Source organism: Algoriphagus alkaliphilus (genome assembly GCF_900103735.1).
GTDB classification, from domain to species: domain Bacteria; phylum Bacteroidota; class Bacteroidia; order Cytophagales; family Cyclobacteriaceae; genus Algoriphagus; species Algoriphagus alkaliphilus.
The window spans coordinates 1-3,312 of sequence record NZ_FMXE01000066.1 but is presented as its reverse complement, the minus strand read 5'-3'; the positions used below and the strand labels follow the sequence as shown (position 1 = coordinate 3,312).

The following is a 3,312-nucleotide window of genomic DNA, read 5'->3' as shown; positions in this document are numbered from 1 at the left end:
CCACTTGATTAGTTGAGTAGCCCCGCGGCAGGCGACATAAAATCAAATCAAAAACAAGCTTAAAAATATTGTCCAGTTTTTTGTAGCAAATCCAATACTGACATATAATGTCGTGCACTTTTTAAGCTGTCGGGTTGTGCTTAACCGTTGATGACAGTGATACTTGCGAAGATTTAACTCTCCACCTTCAGAACCCCTTCCTTTATTTTTTGTTGTTTTGTTTTATATCCTTTTTGATTTACTAAGTGAATTATACTTGCAAAAGTTACATTTCCATTTTTTGTTTCGTAGCAATTAATTAAAAAATTCGTGCAATGAATTTCATTAAATTTTGCTCCGTCCAATTTACTCAATTTTGTAAAATAATTTAGCCCAATATCGTAAGTGAATGTATTAGCTATCGCCATAGCAACTCTACACCATTCAGAATAAGAAAAAGTAATTGACAAGTTTTTATTTGTGAGATAACGAATAATATCCGTCATCAATTTTCTGTCATATTGGTTGTTTCTTTCTAATGGATTGTATAAAGCATCTCTGTTGCTTACAAACTTAATTTTTCTTGTCCTTCCGTTATTTGTTTTAGGTGCAATTGCCTTGATGTCATCATTTGTAACTTGAAACTTTTTAGATGCTTCTTTTCTTACGAGTTCAGTGTCGTATGAAAGAAAACACAAGCGACTAATGTCGCTTCCGCTTTTGTCAAGTTCTAAATCGTATGTGTTCTGAAAATAGTTTGATAATTTCTTAAAGGCACTTTTGTGTTTCGTGTCAAGGTCTATTTCGTCAGAAATGTCTATAAATTCTAACTGAACAAGTCCCTTAAATCCTTTATTTGATGGCGAACGCCAAAAAGAAAAAACCAAGTCGTCTTGAAGAAGCTGCTTGTAGCAGATTTCAATTTGTTCAGGATTAAGTTTGTCAATGTCCAAAACAATGAGACTGTTGTAATATTTTACGTTTTCCCTTGTCCTGCTTGAATTAAAAGTTGCACTAAACGTAACTGCCGGTAAACGCTTTTTATTCTCGTTATAATAGTCTGTATTTCCTTTGTCAAGGTTGGTTCTTAAATTAGTTACCTGCTGTTTGTATTTGTCAGATTTCTGAGAGTCTAAAACGTTTTTAATTGTTGGCTCAATTGAAGAAACATCTGTCCAAGTATTTTCTTGGAAGGAAACTTTAAGGTTTAATATGTCGTTCGTTTCTTGCATTGTCTTCATAAGGTGACCGCTAACGGTTTGGCGGTCAAGTAGGCAAGCGCATTTCAACGCAAGCCTCTCACAGAACCGTGCGTGAACCTCTCGACTCACACGGCTCTTGACATACAATCTTAGATTTTACTGATTGACCAATGTACAAACATATTGGGGTAACCCGACTTGATGTCGCGTAACCAATCAAATGCTTTTTGGTAGCTTCGTAATTTCTTAAACTTATTCTTTACCCACTTTGCTATGCGATAGTCTAAATGTCGGAATAACTTCTCTAACATCCTGGTTTCCATCTTGCCGAAGTAATTCATCAACCCCCTGGATTTTGTGTTGAGTAGATTGGCAAGGTCTTGGAGCGTCCATGTGCTTTCTCGATGAAAGTCCATTTCTTTCCAAATTGCGATGATGCGACTGCGTGATTTCATGCTCATTTGGCAGTCAAAACCCAAGAAAACTCCGCTGTTCCTGTTACTTTTCTTACTCATCGGTTTGAACGTGTGGCCTAAGAAATCAAATTCCTTCGGATAATCCTTTCGTCTTTCACGTCTGTGGTCTTGGCAATAGGTGATTTTGGTTTTCTCTTCGCTCAGTCGCAATTTGCATGCACTTAGTCTGCGCTTGATGCCTTCCAGCACATAATGACTTTGATTTTCGCTTTTGCAATGTACCACCACATCGTCGGCATATCGTACAAATCTCACCGTCGGAAAGGTCTTTTCCAGCCATTTGTCCAACACATAATGTAGGAATAAATTGGCTAACAATGGACTGATAACTCCGCCCTGAGGCGTGCCTTGCCCTTGCTTGTGTACCAAGCCTTCTTTGGTTTGTACAGGCGTTTCCAGCCATCTTCTGATGTACATTCTTGCCCATTTTTCTGGCACGTGTTTCTCCACAGCTTTCATCAATAGCTCATGGCTTACTTCGTCAAAGAAGCTCTTGATGTCCATATCGATAACCCAAGCATAGTTGCGTACGTTTTCCCGTACGTTTTCTAACGCCTGATGTGCGTTTTTGTGGGGTCTGTATCCATACGACTGGGGTAAAAACTCCGCTTCTAAGCGTGGTTCGAGATAAGTTTTCACTACTTCTTGGGCTATCCTATCGCTGATGCTCGGAATACCCAGTTTTCGCTCTCCCCCATTGCTCTTGGGTATGATAACCTCCTTGACCGGCATGGGAAAATAGCTTCCGCTTGACATTCGGTTCCAAATTTTGTACAGGTTCTTCGATAAATTCTCATCAAACTGTTTCAATGAAATCTCATCTACACCTGCACTCCCTTTGTTGCTTCTAACCTTGCGATAGGCTTCCCTTACCATGTCTTTGGTTATCGGAATGGGTTTTGATTTTGTCTCAAATAAGTCCTTCATCCTTAATTTCTTAAGTTGTTTAAATAATTGAAACTGTATGTCTGTCGTCCTTCGCTCCACGCTCATTACAAGCCTTTCAACACTACTACAACGACATCCGTCATCCTTATAAACATCGATACTATAAGCCTCATGGGTATTGCCCACTTGTGCCGTTCTCTTTGCATTCTATAAGGACTTCCTGAGTTCCGTATAAAAGCCTAAACCAGGTTCACACCTGCTCAATTGCGTTTGCCCTGTAACCAATATTCAAGCTCCCGTTACAGCTTTTCACTTGTAGCAAAGAATACAAGCTTTTGACAAAATGTAGCCACCCTCACACAACTTCAACACAGGTTCACTTACGTTTGTCTCCCTAGTTCGTACCTGACTGTTCCAGACAGCCTTTTCCTCTTTCTGTTCAGCACCTTTCAATTACTATCCAAGCACCGAGAGGCGGTTTGATGCCTGTTCTTGAAAACCGACACCGATGGACCTGCCATCATCTTTTATACAGCATTGACTAATCTACAAACATTAGTCATTCACAGCACACCTTGGCGTAGTGGCGGATTTTTTGCACAAAAGTTCAATCGAAGAACTTCACTTGAACCTACCACAAAACTGTCATACGAAGCACTGCACCCGCCATTACGCCAAACCGCTGTTGCACTAAACCTGCGGTAGTTTCTCCGGTAAGCGGCAGGAAGGCCGTAACTTTTCAGCTCATTCATAAACTCTTATTAATC

2 protein-coding genes are annotated in these 3,312 nt (G+C 39.9%); both read right to left on the bottom strand.

Features of this window, described 5'->3' with window-relative positions; genetic code table 11:
- Positions 1-173: 173 nt before the first annotated feature.
- Positions 174-1,211 (bottom strand): BT4734/BF3469 family protein, encoded by a 1,038-nt coding sequence (locus BLQ81_RS21735; protein ID WP_217636706.1) that lies wholly within the window; start codon positions 1,209-1,211, stop codon positions 174-176.
- Between the two features lie 119 nt (positions 1,212-1,330).
- Positions 1,331-2,584, bottom strand: coding sequence for a group II intron reverse transcriptase/maturase (gene ltrA / locus BLQ81_RS21730; protein ID WP_217636705.1), 1,254 nt, complete (start codon positions 2,582-2,584; stop codon positions 1,331-1,333).
- Positions 2,585-3,312 lie beyond the last annotated feature (728 nt).

Coding starts and splice junctions, on each gene's coding strand:
- BLQ81_RS21735 (WP_217636706.1), bottom strand. CDS start 1,211: ATGCAAGAAACGAACGACATATTAAACCTTAAAGTTTCCTTCCAAGAA.
- ltrA (WP_217636705.1), bottom strand. CDS start 2,584: ATGAAGGACTTATTTGAGACAAAATCAAAACCCATTCCGATAACCAAA.